This window comes from Arcanobacterium wilhelmae, assembly GCF_029632765.1.
Taxonomy (GTDB): domain Bacteria; phylum Actinomycetota; class Actinomycetes; order Actinomycetales; family Actinomycetaceae; genus Arcanobacterium; species Arcanobacterium wilhelmae.
Genome location: NZ_CP121247.1, coordinates 628343 through 649271, shown reverse-complemented (window position 1 = coordinate 649271; position 20929 = coordinate 628343). Strand labels below are relative to the sequence as shown.

Sequence of the window (20929 nt, the reverse complement as noted above, 5' to 3'; positions counted from 1 at the left end):
TCACGTCTTTTCACCCGTTGGGGCCCAGCCACTGGCTGGGCCCCAACATTGATTCCTGATACTTCAGGGATTGATTACTTGTTCGCCGCAGGCGATTCAACCTTCAGCTCGCCCGACTTAATCTTCTCCTCGAGCTCCTTGACCTTCGCCTTGAGCTCTTCCGGAACCTTCGAATCGAAATCGTGGAACGGAGCGAGCGAAACGCCACCGTTCTTCAGATCGCCAACGTACGGATCCTTCGAGAACTTCTTATCGACGCCCTGCTTGACGGTATCGACAACCGATGCCGCAATCTCCTTCTTCACGGAGGTGAGGGTGATGTCCTTGTAATCCGGAACAGCCTCGAACCAATCCGAATCGACGCCCACGAACATTGCGCCAGCCTTAGCCTTCACAGCCGCTGCAGCACCCAGGCCCACCGGGCCAGCCACTGGCATCACGACATCCGCGCCCTGATCGAGGAACTGCTGGGTCTGCTGCTTGCCCTTGTTCTGATCGTCGAACGAATTGGTGAAGGCGCCCTTCTGAGCATCCTTATCCCAACCAAGGAGTTCAACCTTCTTGCCGGAATCCTCGTTGTACTTCTTCACACCGTCAGCAAAGCCATCCATGAAGATCGTCACCGACGGGATCTGGATACCGCCGAAGGTCGCAACCTTGCCCGTCTTCGACATGCCAGCCGACACGTAACCCGCCAGGTAAGCAGCCTCGTGCGTGTTGAACAGGAGCGGGCGGCCGTTCTCAACCTCAACCGGCTTACCACCCTCGGTAAACACGGAATCGATCAGGCCGAACTCGAGATCCTTGTTGGTCTGCGCAACCTTCAAAATTGCGTCATTGAGGTTGAAGCCAACGCCAATCACCATGTTGCAACCGTCGGACACCATTGCCTCGACGTTCGGCTGGTAATCGGTGGACTGCTTGGACTCAGCGGTGTTGATCTTCACGCCGAGATCCTTCTCGGCCTGCTTCAGGCCCACGAATGCGGACTCGTTGAATGAGTGATCATCCCAACCACCGGCATCGGAAACAAGGCAAGCCTTAAAGCCGGCTCCAGCAGTGTTGCCGCCCTTGCTGTCAGTGGAAGCGCCACCACAAGCGCCGAGGAGGAGGGTTGCCGATGCGGCAACCGCAAAAAGAGAAGTCAACTTTGATTTCACGTGGGTCTCCCTATGATCCGTGCCCCGCATTGCCCGGGGCAAATTCGGTTGTTTCCATAGTATCCCGCGTCACGCAAAATTGCTGATTCAGGATTGAACTATAGAAAGCTCATTCGCCTTTGAATTCCTGGAGCACCCACAGCGCTAGCGAAGATCGTTCCGACCCGCCCTCTCGAGCGCATCCGGCACATCCTTCACACTCTGTGCGTACTCACGGCAAGTCACGAAGATCGTGTCCTGCGTCTCTATGATGATAGCACGTTTCACCCCGGCAACAACTACTGGTTTTGAATGTGTAAAAACCAGACTTCCTGGCGAATCTATTGCCACTACATCTTGTGGCACACCCCCCGCAGAGACCCCAACATGGCCGTCTACCATAGCGTAAAGAGATGAGTAATCGCCCACATCCGACCACCCCATCGCCGCAGGAACAACCGCCACCCCGCCCTCATCGGCAAGCGGCTCAGCGATCGCATGGTCGATCGCGATCTTCTCTAACCTAGCCCACTCACGCAGAAATACCTCATGATCGCCCCACGAATCAGCAATCGCCTGAACCCCCGCGGCAAGTGCAGGGTGATACTTTGCGAGCACCCCTAAAAGCACCGACACCTTCGCCACGAACATCCCGGCATTCCACCGGTACTCTCCGCTGGCAACGTAACGCTCCGCCGTCGGCGCATCCGGCTTCTCAACAAAAGCCCGCACAGCTCGCACGCCAGGAACAATCTCTTCGCCCTCGTGGATGTACCCAAAACCAGTGGCCGGCGAATCCGGCGTGATGCCGATCGTGGCCACGTACCCACGTTCGGCGGCGCCGATCGCAGCACGCACGGCGCCGTGAAAAGCCGCTTCGTCCTCGATCACGTGATCGGCGGCAAAGGAACCCACCACCGCTTCCGGATCGCGGCGCGCGATTACAGCGGCAGCAAGCGCGATCGCGGGCATCGAGTTGCGCGGGGTTGGTTCGGCGATCACGTCCAGCTCGCCGACGTCGGCTTCCCGTTCCCCCGAAACCGCGCTTTGTGTGCCGCCGGCTTCCCCCGCAAGTTCCGCCAGTTGCGCGCGAACCGCGCCTTCGTGCGCGGCTCCGGTGACCACCGTCGTCGACGCGGCGAGCGGCGCGAGGCGCAGCACCGTATCTTGAAGCATCGAGTGCCCGCTACCAGTCAGATCAACAAGGAACTTGGGGTACGAAGCGCGAGAGAGCGGCCACAGCCGAGTGCCCGCTCCCCCAGCTGGAATAATCGCGTGAAAGCTCACGACGCTGCTCCCTTGGTGGAATAGTGCGTGTGCTTCGCATACTCTGTGCGAGCGCCCTTCTCGTATTCCTTCTTCGCACTTTCGTAGGCGTAGTTCGCCTCGGCGAGCTTTTCCTTCGCGGCCAGCATTGCTTTGCGCTTGCGCTCAGCTCGCCAGCCCATCCACTCTGGCACCTTCTCGCCTTTCGTTTCCTTGAGCGGCATCACGACGCCGGTGACGGAATCGTGCTTCCAATCGAGCGTTTGCGGGGCGGAGAGGGTGACATAGTTCGGCGTATCGGCCAGATGCGCGTAGTTCTCTTCCGTGATATCCGCAGGCTTGGGCGGGTTCGCACATACCGCGGCCGCGAGCAATGTAATACGTGCCACGAGGTTGACCCAGAGCATGATCGTGGCCAATGCTGCGAACGGGGCAAGAATCGGATTGTTCGCCACGGAGCCGACGGCGGTGGTGCCGAGCACTCGAATCAGAGACGAAGCGATCGCCCCCACAAGCGTGCCAATCGCCAGATCCTTGCCCGGCACGCGTGCACCCGCGACCACGCGGATGAGGAACGCGAACACAGCCATATCCACAGCGGCAGCCAGCACGAACGAACCGGCCTGCAGCATGAACTGAGCGAACGGCCCAGAGATACCCAGTGCCTCGAAAATAACCTGCGAGAACTGGGTAGCACCAGAAACCAGAAGGATACCTGCAACCAGGCCGAATGCGAGCATCACAATACCCGCAAGATCGATCGCCTTGGTCACGACGAAAGTACGGGGCAGGGCAGACAACCCGAACATCGCCTGGATCGAGGTGCGCAGCGAACCCATCAGCGAGAGAGTAGACCACAACATCACCAACAGAGCCACCAGCGTGACCAGGTTGAATGGATTCTCCACCACGAGATCCTTGGCGGCAACCAGACCGTTCGGGTTTGCCTCAGTTTTCAAAATCCCCGGAAGAGCAGAATTAATGCCCTTCTCCATCCGGCCCATCAGCTCCGGATTCTGCCCCAACGTATAAGAGAACACCGTCAGGCCGATGGTCAGCGCGCCACCGAGGGCGAACAGAGCCGAGTAGGCGATTCCGCCAGAGAGCAACCATCCGCGCTGGTATCCGTAGCGTGTGTTCGCGCGCACGGCGCGCAGGTTCATCACCCAATCGATCACGGCCCAGAGCTTATCCATGGCGCCTGGCTTGCTTGCCGACGCCCGGGGAGTAGCCTCGTTCGTTTCGTCAGTTTTCATAGTTCACCGTCAATGCTGCATGGTCGGACCAGCGCGCATCGTAGCTCGCCGCGCGGTCGATGGAATACGAGGATGCGCGCTTCGCGAGCGCGGGTGAGGCCATGTGGTAGTCAATGCGCCAGCCGACGTTGTTATCGAACGCCTTGCCGCGCTGCGACCACCATGTGTAGGGGCCTTGGGATTCGGGATCGAGGAAGCGCTGAACGTCCACGAGCCCGGCTGTGAACCAGCGGTCCAGGTACGCGATCTCGGGATCGAGCACGCCTGAGGTTTTGTTGTGGTTGGATTTCCAGTTCGTAATGTCCGCCGCGGTGTGCACAATGTTGAAATCTCCACACACCACGAATTCGCCGCTCATCTTCGCCAGACGCTCGCTCACCTTCTCCAGGTGGGCATACTTGGCGGCCATTTTCGCCTCGTCGTCGGCTTTCCCTGAGTGCAAGTATGCCGAGACGACGGTAACCCCCTCGCCCGGGAGTTCGACTTCCAGCCAGCGCCCGGTATCGACGGGCGGTTCTTCCTCGCCGACGCCGGTGTGCACCTCGCCCACCTCGATGCCGTTGCGTACGGCGACGGCGACGCCGGCGCGGCCCTTGATCTGGCATTCGTGGGCAATCACCTGGTACTCGTCGCCGATAAGCTCGCCGATGAGTTCTTCGGGAGCGCGGGTTTCTTGGCACAAGAGCACGTCCGGAGCCGTGGCGGCAAGCCACTGACCCATCCCTTTGCGGTAGGCGGCGCGGATTCCGTTCACGTTCACGGTGGTGATCTTCATGCGTTCCTTTCTTTGGCATCAACAACGTTAGCAAGCAACATGGCTCGTGTCATTGGTCCTACCCCGCCAGGGTTGGGTGAGAGCCAACCAGCAACATCCTCGACGCCGGGCGCGACATCCCCCATGACCTTCGACTTTCCCGTGGTGGGATCGGTGACGCGCTTGATTCCGACGTCGAAAACGGCGGCGCCCGGCCGAATCATCTCGGGCGTCACGAGGTGCCCCGCCCCGGTTGCGGAGACGACGATATCTGCGGCCAGTGTGTGGTCTGCCAGGTTGCGGGTCTTCAGATGGCACAGATCGACCGAGGCACCCACGCTTTCACGCGATGCGACGATGCCGAGTGGGCGGCCCGCAGTTTCCCCTTGACCCACAACGCACACGTTTGCTCCGTCCCAATCCAGGCCATAGTAGCGTCCCAAAGCAATAATGCCGCGCGGGGTGCACGGGATCGGAATATCAAGTTCTCCGCGAACCTGACCTGCGAGCCGGCCGAGGTTCAGCGGATGCAGGCCATCCACATCCTTGCGAGGATCCATCGCCTCGATGACGGCCTCCGTATCCACATGCTGTGGGAGCGGAAGCTGCACAATGAAACCTGTGCAGGAGGTATCCGCATTGAGGCGGCGAACTTCGGCGATGATCTGCTCGGTGGTGACGGTTTCTGGAAGCTCCACACGGATCGAGGAGATCCCCACCTGGGCAGAATCGCGATGCTTACCATTCACGTACAGTGAGCTCGCCGGATCAGACCCCACGAGGATCGTGCCCAGGCCCACCCCGCCAAGGCGCTCCACGCGCGCGGCGAGATCGGCCTTGAGTTCGGCGGCAACTCGCCGCCCATCCATCACAATCATTCAGCTCCAAACTTCCCCAGGCCGGGGTACAACGGAAAAGCCTCAGTCAGTGCAGCAACTCGAGCATCGGCGTCGGCAACAGCTCCCTCGCCACCAGCCAAAACGGTGGCAATAATATCGGCCACTTCGGTGAACTCAGCCTTGCCGAAACCGCGCGTTGCCAGCGCTGGCGTGCCGATACGCAAGCCGGACGTGATGGCCGGCGGACGCGGATCGAACGGCACGGCATTGCGGTTGACGGTGATATGCGCGGCGTCGAGCAGGTGCTCAGCCGTGAGCCCGTCCATCGCAGATTCACGCATGTCCACCAGCACCAGGTGCACATCCGTGCCACCGGTGAGCACGTTCACGCCGGCGGCACGCATATCTGGTTGTATCAAGCGATCAGCAAGAATCTTCGCACCCTCGAGCGTTCGCTGCTGGCGCTCCTTAAACTCATCCGTTGCCGCGATCTTCATCGCCACCGCCTTCGCAGCGATCACGTGCATCAGCGGGCCGCCCTGCGTACCAGGAAAAACGGCCGAGTTGAGCTTCTTCGCAAGGGATTCATCGCGTGAGAGGATCATGCCCGAGCGAGGGCCGCCGATCGTCTTGTGGATCGTGGTGGTCACGACGTCGGCGTACGGCACGGGCGAGGGGTGCAGGCCCGCAGCAACCAGCCCAGCGAAGTGCGCCATATCCACCCACAAATACGCGCCCACTTCGTCTGCAATCTCGCGGAACGCCGCGAAATCCAGATGGCGCACATATGCGGACCAGCCGGCGATAATGATGCGCGGCTTGTGCTCGTGCGCGAGGGAGCGCACCTGGTCCATATCCACCAGCGACGTTTGCGGATCCACGCCGTACGTCACCGCATGGAAGTACTTGCCCGAGAAGTTGATGCGCATGCCGTGCGTGAGGTGGCCGCCGTGCGCCAGCTCTAAGCCGAGCACGGTATCACCCGGTGTAGCAAGTGCGTGGTAGATCGCCGCGTTCGCCTGCGCCCCCGAATGCGGTTGGACGTTCGCATAGGCCGCGCCGAAAAGCGCCTTCGCGCGCTCGCGCGCCAGCTCCTCCGCCACGTCCACGAACTCGCAACCACCGTAGTAGCGCTTGCCCGGATACCCTTCCGCGTACTTGTTCGTGAGCACCGAGCCTTGCGCCTCGAGCACGGCACGCGGCACGAAGTTCTCCGACGCGATCATTTCCAGCGTCGAACGCTGACGATTCAGCTCCAAATCCATGACCTTCGCGATCTCAGGATCGAGCAGGCCAATCGGCATCGACATCATGTCCATGGCCACCACCTTTCTTCCGTGCGCTATTCTACGGCATCGGCTGGGGCGGCCCACGGCTTAGAGACGCTCGAGGATGAACCTCACGGACGCCACCATCGTTTCCCTCAGGGCCTCCATCTGGACACGGCCGGTGGAGACCTGAAGGAAGTCCATGTACAGCGAGCCGTAGATCGCGTGCGCGAGCGGAACGACGTCGTCGTCGGAAATGTTGAGTACTCCGGCCTTGCGGGCACGGGTGAGGGCCGCCCCGATCGACGCCTCGAACGACTGCACATAGGAGATAAACTCACGTACTCGCGGGGAGGAGCCGCCGATCACTTCGCGCTGGAGAGCGATTGCGTTATCTGGGCGCGAGGTGGAGATCGCGACGAACGGATCGACAACGGCGATCACTTGAGCGACGGCGTCGTCCAAGGACGCAATCTCGCCGTCGGGTAGCTCGCGGTCTTTCAAGCTGATGAGGAACAGCTCGATCAGCAGATCTGCCTTGCACCCGATCTGGCGAAACAGTGTGCCAGTGGAGACTCCCGCCGCGGCGGCGAGCTGCTCGGTAGTGACGGTGTCGAATCCGTCGCGTTGCATCAGCTCGCGCGCGGCGGTAAGGATCTTCGCGTGGTCGTCGCGTTTGCGTTCTTCGCGCTTACCCATGAGTTTTCCTTTCCAGGCTGACGACGGCAGTGGCGTACTCTCCGTCATGGCTGATCGAGACGTGGGTGGTGACGTTCCCGACGCCGGCCGCAAGTTCGCCTTCGAGGACGAGTCGCGGCCGGTTCCAGGCGTCGGATTCCACCCACACCTGCGCCCAGTCGACCGGGTCCGCAAGGCGTGGCGGCTCGCCGAAAAACTCCGACGACCAGGCTTTGATGAATGCCTCTTTTGCGGCCCAGCGGCCGGCCAGGTGGTAGGCCGGCTCGCGCCCGGTGGCTGCCGCACGCGCGGTGGCGAGCCGCAGCTCGCGCGGGTGGAAGGCCCGCGCGAGCTGCGTGCCCGGCTCATTCATCTGGGCGATGAATTCCGGGATGTACACCAGGTCGATGCCAAGGCCCGTGATTTCAGGCATAGTAGCCGTTCTTCCCGAGCCGGGCCGCCGGATCAAGGAGCATGCGCACCTCAGCGGCATGCGCATCGCCACGGAAATGGCGGCCTTCGATCTCCTCGAAGAGAGGCGCGTGCCCCATCATGCCCGCTTCGATACGCTCGTGGCCGGCGCGGCGGCGCGCGAGCGAGCGCTCACGCCACGCCGCGAGCGCCTCCTCGCCGTGAGCCTTCACAACGGACGCCTCGAACGCACCCGGGTGGACGAGCGCCACGATCGACGAAACATGCCCGAACCCGAGCGAGGATGCCATCGCCGCCTTGACCGTGCGGCGCTTACCCAGATCGAGCGGATCGCGCAGCCACACGAGGTAATCGTCCTCTTCGAACACCGGATCGAGGTTGTCCAGCGCACGGTTCGCCGGGATCACACCGGAGGCGAACACCTGGGTCAAGCCCGCGATCTGGAAGAGCGCAGCTCCACCCTTCGCATGGCCCGTGAGCGTCTTTTGCGAGATCACGTACAGCGGGTTGCCCGCGCTGCGCCCGATCGCCTTCGCGAGCCGGGCATGCAGCTCGGCCTCGTTCGGATCGTTGGCGTTCGTGGACGTGTCGTGCTTGGAGACGACGGCGACGTCCTCGGCGGATACTCCGAGCGCGCGCAACTGGCGAGCCAGCGCCGATTCTGTACCGCCCAAGCCCGCACCGAGCGCTCCAAGGCCAGGCGCAGGGATCGAGGTATGGGCGCCGTCGGCGAAGCTTTGCACATAGCCAACCACGCCGTACACCGGCAGGCCGAGCTCAAGCGCAAGATCACCGCGGGCAATCAGTACGGTTCCGCCGCCCTCGGCTTCCACGAAGCCGCCTCGGCGCAGGTCGCCTGCGCGCGAGAAGAAGCGGTGGTTGATGCCCTTGGCGTCCATCGCCGCGCTGGACGCCGTGGCGTTCATCAGACCGAAGCCCTCGAGCGATTCGGCCGAGAGCGCGTCGATCGCACCCGTCACTGCAAACGTGGCCTTGCCGAGGCGGATTTTGTCCACGCCTTCCTCGAGCGAGACGGCTGCCGTTGCACACGCTGAGACCGGCTGGATCATCGAACCGTAGCCGCCCACGTACGCTTGCATCGTGTGAGCCGCGATCACGTTCGCAAGGGTCTCTTGGAGCGTGTCCTGCGGGATGTTCTCGCCGCGGAAACGCTCGAGGAACAGCTTGCGGATTGATTCCATACCGCCAAAGCCCGTGCCCTGCGTGGAGGCAACCTGGGTGGGGTGCACGGCCGCGAGCAGCTCGGCGGGAGTGAAGCCCGAGGAAAGGAACGCATCCACCGCCGTCACCAGGTTCCACGCGGCCATCAGATCCGCGTTCTCCAGCATGGAGGCCGGGATGCCCCAGCGCTGGGGGTCAAAACCTTCAGGCATCTGGCCCGCCACGTAGCGCGAGATCGCAGTGCGCTTCGGCACCAGCGCGGTGGCGCCCTTGAGGCGCGTGACCTGCCATTCGCCATCCACCAGCGCAGCCGACGTGAACTGCGGATCCGCCGCCACATACGCCTGTGCCTCAGCCTCGTTTGCCGCAGTGAACGTGACCGCTCGGTCAAGGAACACGGTGGCGGCGTCGTTCACGCCTTGGCCCGCGATCGTGTCGCGGTCCGAGAGCGTGCGGATACCGCTGCGGGCCACCACCTCGTCGAGGTAACGATCGTAGATGTCCGATTCGTCCACCCACTCGTCGTCCGTTGTGTACCAGCCCGCCTTCGGAGTGTCGTGCCAGGTCAGCAGGCCCATCCCCCAAGCGAGTTCGAGCACGCCGGCGGCGGTGAGCTCGAACGTGCCGTCAGCCTGGACTCCGAGCTCGGCCGCGAGGCGCGTACGCGAGCTACCCCACGTGCCAACCTCGCCGTAACCGACGATCACGATCTGCTCCTCCGGCCGAGCCGTGACTCCAGCCCAGTCGCCCTCGCGCGAGGCGGGCAACGCCACCTCGGCAGCGTTCGGCAGGGCCGCAAGTTGCGGTGCGTCCGCAGGTACATCCGACGACGCCGGTGCGCCCTTCGCGGCGAGCAGCGCGGCGAAGTCAATCGCTCCAAGGCCGCCGGTGAGATCGGCGTCGATCGGAGCGGACAGCGCCTGTGCGCGAGCCGAACCGTTCGCGAGTTTCATGAGCTTGGCAGCCATTTCCTCCGTGGAGAACGTGGTGACGCCCTGGCGTTCGACCTCAGCCACGAGCGGATCGTTTCCGCCCATCAGTCCAGTGCCACGCACCCAACCGATGCGTGCACGAGCGATCGTGGTGCGCTTACCCCACGGCTCTACACGCCACTTGTTAAGGATCGCGTCGAACGCGGCCTTCACCTCGCCGTAGCCGCCATCACCGCCGAACAGTCCGCGGTTGGGTGAGCCTGGCAGCACCACGTGCATGCGGTGTTCGGTGTCCCAATCCGCACCGATCACAGCCAGGCGCGTGAGCAGGCGCTCCACACCCCACAACATGATGCGGGCGTGAACCTCGGTATCCGGGCCGGCCGCGTCCATCGTGCCAAACACGGGCGGGGCCGCGAACGGGAAGAACAGATCCGGCGTGAGCGCGGGCTTGATCAGCTGGGCCTTACCGTTCACGGTTTCCGTTGCTTCAGCGCCGATCCACTCCGCGAGCGCGTCGATATCGCGGTAGGAGGCGAGGTTGGCGGGAACGAGCCACAGCTCGGCGCCGCCGCGGGCCGACGTGCGGTACATCTGCCGGGTAGCGAGCAGACGCTTCGTCGAAATGTTCGAGGCGGTGGCGATCACCGTGGCACCGCGCGAGAGCAACTCGCGAACCACGCCTCCGGCGATCGACGCCGGAGTCATGCCCGTCACCACAGCTACCTTTCCTGCCAGCTCGCCGGGCTCGGTGGTGCGTGCGTCGCGAGCGATCATCTCCAGGCGCGAGCGCAAGGAATCGCTTGCCGCGCGGTCCGCCTCAAACTCGGCCTGGAGTGCCACGGCCTCGCCGGTTCCAAGGAAGTTCGCCTCCACGTCCTCGCCGTTCGCGATGCGTGCCACGTCCTCGCGGGCGGTCGCGAAGCGATCGGAGAGGCGCACGGCCTTCGCCGTGTCGAAGTGTGGCTCGACGATCTCGGGCCACTTCTGGCCGAGCTCGCTTGCAACAGTTTCCATGAGGGTATCGGGCTCGGCCACGGTCTGAGCACGCTGCTCGAGTTTGCCCAGGCGCGCGAGCAGATCGCGGGCGTTCGCCGCGAGCGCGTCGGTGATTTTCGCTGAGAAGGCGTCGAGCGCGGCGGAATCCACCACGCCACCAGCCGCGCCGCCGGCCTGCGGCTTCGCCACGGCCACCGCGTGGATCGCGCCAACGCGCTCCACCGCGGAGTCGATCAGCGCATCGACCGCGCCCGCCGACGTCGGGGCGTCGGTTCCGAGCGTTGCGAGTTCGCCGCCACGGGTCGAGGTTCCCTCGCGGGTCTCGAGAAGGAGCACTGCGCTAGCCCATGCGGCCCAACCCTCGCCGAGCTCCCATGCGCTGGCCACGCGATCGGCCACGTGCGTGGGTTTCACGCCCGCCGCGCCGAACAGTCGGCGCAGGCGGTCGGCGACGGCGTCGGAGAGCACCTGCCCGAACGGTCGGTAGGAGTGCGCGAGCGTGCCCACCTGCGCGGCAAGCTGAGACACCGGCATGTCAGCAGCGCCGTCGATTGAGGGTAGCTGTAGCTCGGCAGACATGTCCATGAGCACCTGGTTGCGCTTTGAGGAGACGCCACCGGTGAGGGTCTCGAGCGTGTCAGCGTCACCGACCTGCTCCAACGTGACCTTGTTTTCCCAGGCCAGGAGGATGCGCAGGGCGTCGGCTGCTGTGAGCGGTACGTCGGGAACCGGGCCCGACGACGTCGGAGCAACAGGCGCGGGCGCCGTGGGGGCCGGTGCGGAAGGCGCCTCGACCACAGGCGTCGGCTCGCTCGCCTGCTCCGGCTCCTCGACCACCTGCGACGGCGGCTCGATAACGTCGTCGTTCATCACGCGGGCCGTATCGCGGCCGAGGTTGAGCACCTCGACGTCGCAGCCCGCAAACGCCGGCTTCTTGAGAGTCTTCGCTGCCATGTTCGCCAAGGTTGGCGACTCGCCGAGCCCAACCTCAACCAGGCGCTCGATGCCGCGCTCGCGGAAAAGGAGATCCTGCGTTTCGATCCAGCGCACCGGAGAGGCAAACTGGTAGGCAAGTAGCTCGATGAGCACTCCGCGCGTGAGCGCGTCACGCTCGGCCGCCACGTCCACGCTCTCCCAGCGCGCAAGCAGATCGGCCACGTAACGCGAATCAGATGCGGCTACAACGGCTTCGAGGAACTCGCGAGTGAGCGCAAACGGGCGCGCCACGAGATTCGGCACATACTTATTCTCCAGCGCCTCCAGCGAAATATGGCGCGGGAGAAGCGAATCGAGGAGTGTGCGGAACTCGTCCACACCATCGCGCAGGGCGCTGGAGTGGAATGGCACGTCGATGCCCGGGATGAGCATAAACGCGCGGCGGCCGCCGGCCGCCTCGGCACGCGCCGCCGCATCGGCCGCGAGCGCCTCGAGGCCCGCTACCGTGCCGGCCACGGCGTACTGCTCGTCCATGAGGTTGTAGTTCACGATCTCGAGGAACTCGCCGCTCGCGGCCGCAACGGATGCCACGTAAGCCGTGACGTCGGCGTCGGAAACGCCAAACTGGTTCGGGCGGAGCGCGCCGAGCCGGTAGTTCGAGGAGCCGTCGGCGTTGCGCGGCACGAGGTTATGCATCGTGGAGCCGCGGTAGAAGACGATGTCGAGTACCGTCTCGAGCTCCATGATCTGTCCGTATGCACACAGCGCGTTGTATTCGCCCAGCGAGTGGCCCGCGAAGTACGAGCCCGCCTCGATCGCGCAGGCCGTGCGTAGCTGCTCGGTCTGCGCAAAGGCCACGGTTGCGAGCGCGACCTGGGTGAACTGGGTCAGGTTGAGCACACCCTTCGGGTGGCGGTACGTCACTCCCTTGGCCGTCAGCGTGGCCGGGTTGTCGCGCACGACGGCGAGGATCGAGAAGCCGAGCGAGGCACGGGTGTGAGCGTCTGCGCGCTCCCACACGGCGTTGATCGCGGCGCTCGAGGCACGCTGATCGAGGGTCATCCCCTGCTTCTGGATACCTTGGCCTGGGTAAACGTAGGCGGTTCGCGGACCGGCGACGGCGGCGGATGCCACCGAGACAACATTGCCATCGACCTTCGCAGTGACTTCCAGCATGAGGCCACCACCGTTGATGCGACCCACGCGATCGACCGTGATCTCCACGATGTCGCCGAGCTGGACCATGCCGTACATGCGGTACGTCCAGCCCAGGATCTGGTGGCCGTGCTCGCCCATCACCGCGTGCTGGGCCGCGGCATCCAGCCACATGCCGTGCACGATCGGTGCGTCAAGCCCGGCGAGGTTCGCGGCAACGTGCGAGGTGTGGATCGGGTTGTAATCACCTGAGACCTGCGCGAACGCATACATTGACGACGGCGCCGTGGCGGTGAGCGTTCGCAGGCGCGAACGCTTCGTCTCGATCACGTCCCACTCGCCGCCAGCAACCGACGGCTCGCTCACGCCAGCTGTGCCTTCGGCGCGGCCGCGGATCGCGAAACGATCCGTGAAAGTGCCAAGGTGGGATCCGGCGTCGTGAAGCTCGGTGACCACGGTGACCACGCGCCCGGAGGCGGAATCTTCAACTTCGAGGGCGCGGGAGGCGACGTCGATGCGCGAGCCTTCGCGAAGGCGGCGAGTGTCGAGGCGCTCGGCGTGGTCGAGGTGGACCACGCCGAGGAAGCCCTCGAGTACAAGTTCGCCGCCGTGGCGGGCCGAGCCGAACGCCGCGTAAATCGCGGGCCAGGCCATGCCAAGTAGCGCGGAGGGCACCACCGGGGCGGGCGCGACGCCGCGAAGCGTGTTCGCGGTGACGCCGGCGTGAAGCACGCCCAGGCGCTTTCCGTACGTGAAGGAGTAGCGGGCCTCGCCGAACGGCGCGCCCTCCACCGGGGTGACGGCGGGCAGCTCGCCCACGACGTCGCCCATCGGGTTCGCCGCGCCAACTCCCGCGATCTGGGCCAGGAGCTCGCGCATCGTGTCGTCCAGGCGGGCGTCGTCGACAACCGCCGCACCGCCGTCGGCGACGGCGTTGGGCAGGATCAGCGGAACCGTGAGCGAGGTGGCAACGTGGGAGGCGCCGGCGGGGGCGTCGAAACGGATGATCATATCCGCGCCTCGCTCGGTTTCCACCAGCTCGTAGGAATCGACCACCGTGGCCGGGTTTGCCACCAGGCGCCCGTGCCACAAGATGTGTGGAACTGTTGCGAGAAGCTCGGCCGGAGTGGCCGCCATGCGCGTGAAGCGCTCGGTTGCTTCTCCCCCAACGGCGTCGACGGCAACGCGCTCGAATCGAGCCAAGATGTCCGCCACCGGCTCGTCCACCGAGGTGATACCCGCAACCGAAACCGGGCCCGGGATGATCCGCACCGAATCAGCGCTGTAGCGCGCGTCGTGCGACTGCCACAGGTTGTCCGACGCCCACCAGCGCAACAGTGAGTCGTCAATCGCCGGCACGAACGGCACCGGCTTGGGGTACGTGCGGCACTCCTCAATAAACCAGGCCGCGTCAGAGGCGGTCACGTACGTGGTGGCCGCGTTCGGGTACGCCTCGAGGAGGCGAGCAAGCGCAGCTTGCGGATCGGAGGCGCTCTCCACATCCGGGAACAGCGTGTCGATGCGGCCGTGGTCGGCCGGGTTCAAGCGTGCCTCGAAACGCTGAAGCATGTCGTGGAAACGCTGAGTAAAGATAATATCCACCCACGGGAACGCGAGCTCCACGTAGCGGCGCAGCACCTGCTCGTACGTCATCTCCGAAACGTCACCGAAGTACGGCTTCGCAGTGCGGGCGAGCGCCTCAATGATCTCGCCGCGGCGAGCCTCGCGCTCGGCGGGCTTGCCCTGAAGCGACAGGATCAGGCGGCCGGCAGCGGCCGAGGCATTATCGACCTCGTGAATATCTGCCAGCAGGTGCGACAGGCCCGAGGTGATCCCCTGGCCGGCCGAGCCCGAGGCCACCCAGCCGTCATTGCCCTCCACTCCCGGGAGCTCAGCGAGGAGTTGCTTGACCTGTGGCGAGGTGTGCGCCTCCTTTGCGGCCATCGCGGCCGTGCCCACAAGGATGCCGTCCACCGGCATGCGCTGGGCACCAAACTTTTCCGCCCACGTACCGGTGAGGAACGTTGCCGCGTGCTCGGGCACACCCAGGCCGCCGCCCACCACGAGCACCGTGTTTGGCAGCGCGCGGATATCGCCATACGTGGGAGCGAGCAGGCCCTCCATGTCTTCCCAGCTGTGGTGGCCGCCCGCGCGACCGTCCTCCACCTGGATAATCACCGGCGTATCCGGAATCTCCTTCGCAATCGCGAGCACCGTGCGGATCTGGGCCACCGTGCCCGGCTTGAACGTCACATACGGGAAACCGCTGGCACGCAGCTGCACCACGACGTCGGCAGCCTCCTCGAGCGGCGGAATACCGGCCGAAATCACGACGCCGTCGAACGGTGCGCCGTTGGCACGCTCACGCGAAACCACGCGCTCGCGGCCGAAGTGCAACCCCCACAGGTACGGGTCCATGAACATGGTGTTGAACTGGACGGCACGGCCCGGCTCGAGCTGCTCTTCCAACTGGCGCACATGCTCGAGGAAGATCGCCTCCGTGACCTGCCCGCCGCCGGCGAGCTCGGCCCAGTAGCCGGCGTTCGCAGCCGCGGCCACGATCTCCGGCTCTACCGTGGTTGGGGTCATGCCCGCAAGGAGGATCGGCGAGCGGCCCGTCAGGCGCGAGAAACGCGTATCGAGCACGGTTTTCCCGCCCACGCTGGCCACGCGCGGCGCGAAATCGCTCCAATCGGCCCCGCGCTCCCACTCGTAGCCAGGGGTGACGATCCGATCACGTGCCGTCGCTGTTCCGGCGTTCGCCAGGCCGACCCCGCGGCCGGCGATCAGTCCCTGGGTGATCGAGTTCAGCGCGTTGCCGGGGCCGAAATCGACGATCCACTGCGCACCGGTGTCACACGCTGCCGCCATCTCCTCATCGAAGCGGATGTGGTCGGTGAGCACGGCGCGAGCCAAGCGTTCGACGTCGATCGTGAGGCCCGCGGCCCGCGCCCACGCCTCGACCTGCGCAACGGCAGCCTCGAGGAGGCGCGAGTGGAACGGAGCGGCAACAGGCAGGAACTCGACGACGGCGACGCGCGGGTTTCCACCGACCTCCTTGTTTTCGCGGCGCGCGGTTGCGGCCGCCGACACCGAAGCAAGCGTTGCCTCAAGCGCCGCAAGATCTGCCGGACGCCCGGAGACGGTGAAGAAACGGTGACCATTACGGATCGCAAGATCCACATCCGGATGAGCGGCGAGCGCGGCGCGGAGCTCCTCTTCGGTGATGCCCCGAACGGAAGCCATCGGCGTGCGCTCCCCCACCGGCGTCGCGCCAGCCATGCGAGTCATGAAGGTTGCTGCAGCGCCGATCAGCCGGGCCAGGGCGAAAAGCTGCGTGTCGTCGTCGCCGCGCACAAAATCGGCGGCGAGCACCCCCTGCGAGTGGCCGATTGCCACGGCAGGCATGGGCAGGGCTAGCTCGTGGAAGGCGAGCATCTGAGTGAGCAGGATACCGGGCACAGAAGCGAACGGCTCGGCCGTGTCGGCGCTGAGCAGATCGAGCGGGCCGCCGGCGATCTGATTCAGTTCGCCGAGCACGGGCGCGAGCAGCGTGTCCGAGCGGGTCATCAGGTCGCTCACGCGGTGCGCGGTGACCGGCTGGGATGCTGACTCGCGCAGGGCTGCGAACCACGGCGTGGCCTGGCCGCCAAACAGTGCGATGTAGGGGGTGTTCTTCAGCTGAGTTGCAAGAGATTCCATGTTACTCCTTCTCACATCGGCATGTTGCCGTGCTTGCGCGCATGGGCGGGTGTTGCGGTCTTGGTGGCGAGTGCGGCCAGCGATGCGACGATCGTGGCACGCGTCTGATCCGGGTCGATAATCGCGTCGATTTCTCCACGCGCCACCGACAGCAGGGGGTTAACGTTCTTTTCCGTGTAGTCGGCCATGAGCGCGCCGCGCACTTCGGCCTCGTTTCCGGCCTCGCGAGCGGCGGCGAGCTCGCGGCGGTGCAGGATCGAGACGGCGCCATCGGCTCCGAGCACCGCGATTTCGGCGCTCGGCCAGGCGTAGACCATATCGCCTCCGAGGGATTTCGAACCCATCACGATCTCCGCGCCGCCGTAGGCCTTACGCAACACCACGGTGACGAGCGGGACGGTGGCCGAGGCGTACGACCAGATCAACTTCGCTCCGCGGCGAATGATGCCGGCTTGCTCCTGCTCGGTTCCGGGCCGGTAGCCCGGCACGTCCACGAGCGTGACCACCGGGATATTGAACGCGTCACAGAACTGCACGAAGCGGGCGGCCTTCTCCGAGGCGTCCACATCAAGCGTTCCCGCATCGACCATCGGCTGGTTCGCCACGATTCCCACGGCGCGGCCTTCGAACGCTGCGAAGCCAGTGAGGATCGAGCGCGCGAATCCCTCGTGGACTTGCAGGAACTCGCCGTAGTCGGTGATCTGCGCGATCACTTCGGTCATGTCGTAGGGCTGTTTCGACGACGCCGGGACCAGGTCCGCGACCTCCGCAGACACCCCTTCGGGGGCATAGTCATAGTGCGGCGCGGCCTGCGCCGAATTGGACGGAAGGTAGGACAGGAGGGCGCGAGTGAAGTCGATCGCGTCGGCTTCGTCGTCGGCCAAGTAGTGGGCAACGCCCGAGCGGTGGTTGTGAACCTCCGCTCCCCCGAGATCGGCGAAACTCACCTCCTCGCCGGTCGTGGCGCGCACGACGTCGGGGCCGGTGACGAACATGTGGGAGTTCGCCTTCGTCATCACGATAAAGTCCGTGAGCGCTGGCGAATACACGGCGCCGCCCGCACACGGGCCAAGGATCAGAGAGATCTGCGGGATCACGCCCGAGGCCTCCACCGAAAGCTTGAAAATCCGCCCGTACTGGCCGAGCGCTACCACGCCGTCTTGGATGCGGGCGCCGCCCGAATCAAGCATGCCGATCACGGGAATGCGCAGCTTCAGGGCCTGTTGCATGATCGCAATGATCTTGTTGCCCTCGGCCTCTCCCAGAGTGCCGCCACGCACCGAGAAATCCTGCGCATACACGGCCACCTGGCGGCCGTCGATCCGCCCCAGGCCCGTGATCACGGCCGCGCCCGAGAATCCCTCAGCCACGTTTCCGCCCATGAACTGGCCGGTTTCCACGAAAGAGCCGGAATCGACGAGAGCAGCAATGCGCTCGCGCGCGGTTCCCTTGCCCTTGGGATGCTGGCGGGCGGCGGCCTTCTCTTCGGCAGTGTTGACGAGGTGCTGGAGCTGGGCGACGAACCGTGCACGATCGGCCACGTGATCGGAGGTGTCGATCGAGATTTTTTCGTTCAAAAATGGCTGGTTGCTCATCACTTATCCAATCTTCACGAGGATCTCGCCAGCGGCTACGGTCTGGCCGTCGGCCACGGAGACGGCTTTGACCACGCCGTCGCGCGGGGCACGCACGTAGCTCTCCATCTTCATCGATTCGAGCACCACGAGCAGATCACCTTCGGCTACCTCGGCGCCTTCCTCCACGAGCACTCGCACCACGATCGCCTGCATCGGCGAGGCCACCTCGCCGTTTGAGCTTTCCCCGAGCACCGCGCGGCGAGCCGGCGAGGACGAGCGACGACGGCGTGCCTGAGCTGGCGCCTGCGCGCGGTTAGCGCTGCCGAACATTTCTTGCGGGAGCGTGAGGGTCACTCGCTTGCCATCGATCTCAATCGTGAAGGTCTCACGACGCTCGGTCGGAGCTTCGGGCTCGAGTTCTTCCGGAGCCGACGGATGCTTTTCGATCCAGGCCGGCAGGAAGGATTCTTCGAACCAACGGGTGGAGAAATTGTTGTTAGCAAAATCCGGGTGCGAGAGAACGTCACGGTAGAGCTGCACGCCGTTAGCCACGCCGTCGAGCACGAGCTCCGAAAGCGCGCGCTTCGAACGTGCGATAGCGGCCTCGCGCGTCGGGCCGGTGACGATCACTTTGGCGAGCATCGGATCAAAATCGGCGGTAACGACGTCGCCCTCTGCGATTCCCGATTCGATGCGTACGCCATGGCCGAGCGGCCACGCAAGGTGACGGATCTTCCCGTAGGCCGGGCGCATGCCGAGCGAGGGATTTTCGGCGTTGATACGGAACTCGAAGGAGTGGGCATGCGGCGCACCGACGTCGGCGGCCGGCTTGCCTTGAGCAATCGCAATCTGCTGCTCGACCAGGTCCAGCCCGGAGACCTCCTCCGAAACCGTGTGCTCGACCTGCAGGCGCGGGTTGACCTCCATGAAGTACACGTTCTCGCCCTCGATGAGGAACTCGCACGTTCCCAGGCCCTCGTAGCCGACGGTGTCGAACAGGGCACGCGAGGCGCGTTCGAGCTCGGCGACGACGGCCGCCGACAGTCCCGGAGCCGGCGCCTCTTCGATGAGCTTCTGGTTGCGGCGCTGGATCGAGCAATCGCGCGTGGAAACCACGGCGAACTTTCCGTTGGAGTCGCGCATCGACTGGGTCTCAACATGGTGGGCATGCTCAAGGAACTTCTCCACGAAGAACGCACCGAGGTTGTGGCCGTTCACGGCGAAGAACAGATCAACGTCGGAAACGCTACGGATGATTGTGATGCCATGGCCGCCACCGCCGTCGGCCTTCTTCGTCACCACCGGGTAGCCGTGAGCCGCAACGAAAGCCTCGAGCTCGGTGCGCGAGGCGATCGAGTGCGAGATTCCGGGCACCGGCGAGACTCCAGCCTTTTCGGCGATCTGACGGGCCGAAATCTTATCCCCCAAAGCTGCGAGGACCTTCGACGACGGGCCGATCCAGGTGATCCCGGCTTCCTCAACGGCGGCCGCGAAGGAGGCAACCTCGGACAGGAAGCCGTATCCCGGGTGGAGGGCGTCGGCGCCGACGCGCACCGCAAGCGCCACGAGCTTGTCGGCGTTCATGTACGTCTCGGCTGTGGTGGTGCCGCCGAGGGCGTAGGCTTCGTCGGCCATGCGCACGAATCGGGCTTCGCGGTCCGAATCCGAGTAGCCGACCGCTACCGTATGCCCGAGATCGTGGGCAGTGCGGATCACGCGCTCGGCGATCTCCGACCTGTTCGCCACAAAAATTTTCATTCGTTCTCCCATTCTTCGGCCGCGAACATCGCAACGTCCGCGGGGGTGATCGCCACTGGGCCGGAGGGAGTATCGAGTTGAAGTGAGCCGTCGGCGCTGATCTCGCGGGCGTATCCCGCTACCTCCTCGCCGTCGGCAAAACGCACCGTCACCGCATGATTGAGATCGGCGCTATGAGCCGTGAGCTCGGCGCGAAGCTCAGCGTTGCGGCCTGCGCCGCCGCTGATCCACGCGGGGAGCATGCCGCGCAGGCGGCGCAGAATGCCGGCCAGCACGGCGTCGGCCGCGCCGAGGGTGTGCGGTCCGAACGCGAGCCGCATCGACGTGGCCAGCTGCGGGATCTCACCGATCCCCTGGTTCACGTTGATGCCCACGCCGATTGCACAGGTGATGACGCCACCTCGCACACCGAGGAGCTCGCCAAGGATCCCGCCGATCTTGAAGTGGCGGTGAGCATCGCGACACGCCTCGCGGTTGATCACGATGTCATTGGGCCACTTGATCTCGGCCACGGCGCTCTCACCGCCGGTTTCCGCTACCGCAGCGCGCGCGGCAATGGCCACCATGAGCGTGAGCCAGCCGATCTCATCGCGGTTTTCGGGGGTATCGGGCACGGTCAGCACGATCGTGGAGAGCACACCGGCGTCGGGCCGATCTTCCCAGGTGCGGCCAACGCGGCCGCGGCCGGCTGTTTGGTGGCCGGCGGAGAGGACGGTCAGCGACGGGATGTCCTCGCGTACGTACCAGGCGCGGGCGTCGTCTTGGGTGGAGCCTGTGACGGGGGTGTACAACTGGGCGCTGGCCAGGGCCGACGCCGCCGAGTTTGCGACAGGTTCGTATGTCATGAGGCTCCTTCAACTCGAGTTGCGCCCGCCAGCCGCCGTTGCGAATTTGCGACGAAAACCAAAGCGGAGCGCACTCCGGATTCTCCCACTGTAACACCAACTTACCCAACCGTAACTAGGATTCCTAATTCACGCAGAAGCTCACGGAATTGGGGAGCGCGCTCCGGTTTCCTCGCGCTGACGATTTACGCAACGTTCACCTTGCTAAATT

The 20929-nt window shown here is 64.7% G+C and carries 12 protein-coding genes; all 12 read right to left on the bottom strand.

The annotated features are described in order from the left end of the window. Positions 1-74 precede the first annotated feature (74 nt). Positions 75-1160 carry a BMP family lipoprotein gene (locus P8A24_RS02780; RefSeq protein ID WP_370870598.1) on the bottom strand — a complete coding sequence of 362 codons (1086 nt, stop codon included), beginning with the start codon at positions 1158-1160 and terminating at the stop codon, positions 75-77. Positions 1161-1304: 144 nt separating this feature from the next. Next, positions 1305-2426, bottom strand: a complete 1122-nt coding sequence (locus P8A24_RS02775; protein ID WP_278059514.1) for a mannose-1-phosphate guanylyltransferase — start codon at positions 2424-2426, stop codon at positions 1305-1307. Further along, on the bottom strand, positions 2423-3661 hold the full coding sequence (locus tag P8A24_RS02770; RefSeq protein WP_278059512.1) for a YihY/virulence factor BrkB family protein: 1239 nt from the start codon (positions 3659-3661) through the stop codon (positions 2423-2425). Before P8A24_RS02770 ends, P8A24_RS02775 begins: the two co-directional genes overlap by 4 nt. After that, a complete protein-coding gene (locus tag P8A24_RS02765; RefSeq protein ID WP_278059496.1) occupies positions 3651-4436 on the bottom strand; it encodes an exodeoxyribonuclease III in 786 nt (261 codons plus the stop codon). The genes P8A24_RS02770 and P8A24_RS02765 overlap by 11 nt, the downstream gene beginning before the upstream one ends. Beyond that, entirely contained in the window at positions 4433-5293 is an 861-nt protein-coding gene (locus P8A24_RS02760; RefSeq protein WP_278059494.1) for a tetrahydrofolate dehydrogenase/cyclohydrolase catalytic domain-containing protein, read from the bottom strand. Before P8A24_RS02760 ends, P8A24_RS02765 begins: the two co-directional genes overlap by 4 nt. Continuing rightward, entirely contained in the window at positions 5290-6573 is a 1284-nt protein-coding gene (gene glyA, locus P8A24_RS02755; RefSeq protein WP_278059492.1) for a serine hydroxymethyltransferase, read from the bottom strand. The genes P8A24_RS02760 and glyA overlap by 4 nt, the downstream gene beginning before the upstream one ends. A gap of 57 nt (positions 6574-6630) precedes the next feature. After that, on the bottom strand, positions 6631-7221 hold the full coding sequence (locus tag P8A24_RS02750) for a TetR/AcrR family transcriptional regulator (RefSeq protein ID WP_278059490.1): 591 nt from the start codon (positions 7219-7221) through the stop codon (positions 6631-6633). Next, positions 7214-7633, bottom strand: coding sequence for a holo-ACP synthase AcpS (gene acpS / locus P8A24_RS02745; protein ID WP_307014712.1), 420 nt, complete (start codon positions 7631-7633; stop codon positions 7214-7216). Before acpS ends, P8A24_RS02750 begins: the two co-directional genes overlap by 8 nt. Continuing rightward, on the bottom strand, positions 7626-16538 hold the full coding sequence (locus P8A24_RS02740) for a type I polyketide synthase (RefSeq protein WP_278059487.1): 8913 nt from the start codon (positions 16536-16538) through the stop codon (positions 7626-7628). The genes acpS and P8A24_RS02740 overlap by 8 nt, the downstream gene beginning before the upstream one ends. An 11-nt stretch (positions 16539-16549) precedes the next feature. Then, on the bottom strand, positions 16550-18133 hold the full coding sequence (locus P8A24_RS02735) for an acyl-CoA carboxylase subunit beta (protein WP_278060169.1): 1584 nt from the start codon (positions 18131-18133) through the stop codon (positions 16550-16552). 3 nt (positions 18134-18136) lie between these two features. Further along, positions 18137-19873 (bottom strand): acetyl/propionyl/methylcrotonyl-CoA carboxylase subunit alpha, encoded by a 1737-nt coding sequence (locus tag P8A24_RS02730; protein ID WP_278059485.1) that lies wholly within the window; start codon positions 19871-19873, stop codon positions 18137-18139. Beyond that, on the bottom strand, positions 19870-20718 hold the full coding sequence (locus tag P8A24_RS02725; RefSeq protein WP_278059483.1) for a biotin--[acetyl-CoA-carboxylase] ligase: 849 nt from the start codon (positions 20716-20718) through the stop codon (positions 19870-19872). The genes P8A24_RS02730 and P8A24_RS02725 overlap by 4 nt, the downstream gene beginning before the upstream one ends. Positions 20719-20929: the final 211 nt, after the last annotated feature.